The organism is Priestia sp. SIMBA_032 (genome assembly GCF_046535215.1).
GTDB lineage: Bacteria > Bacillota > Bacilli > Bacillales > Bacillaceae_H > Priestia > Priestia aryabhattai.
On the sequence record NZ_JAWRXD010000819.1, the window covers coordinates 1 to 265 of the forward strand.

Below are 265 nucleotides of genomic sequence, written 5' to 3' on the forward strand. Positions count from 1 at the left end.
GCGTAGGCCTGGCAGCAGTGCGCGGTGCGGGTGTTGAGAGAACCGTCGGAGAAGATCTTCAGCGGACCCATGGTCAGCAGGTCAGAATCCTCCATCAACCGGTCGCCGGTCCGAAAGCCGGCGGCGAGGACCTCGTCGAGCGTGGTGGCGTACGTGACCGGTTGCACCCGTACCCGATCGGTCCCGGCCGCGAAACGTTGCGGCCATTCGCGATGTCCGGCCGCCATCTCGAAGTCGACGATCCCCACCACGCCGCGACCGGCAG

1 protein-coding gene is annotated in these 265 nt (G+C 67.2%); it reads right to left on the minus strand.

Annotation, left to right across the window (positions count from 1 at the left end; genetic code table 11):
- A partial coding sequence (locus SB717_RS36610) for a hypothetical protein (RefSeq protein ID WP_486360801.1) occupies positions 1-265 on the minus strand: 265 nt, incomplete at both ends.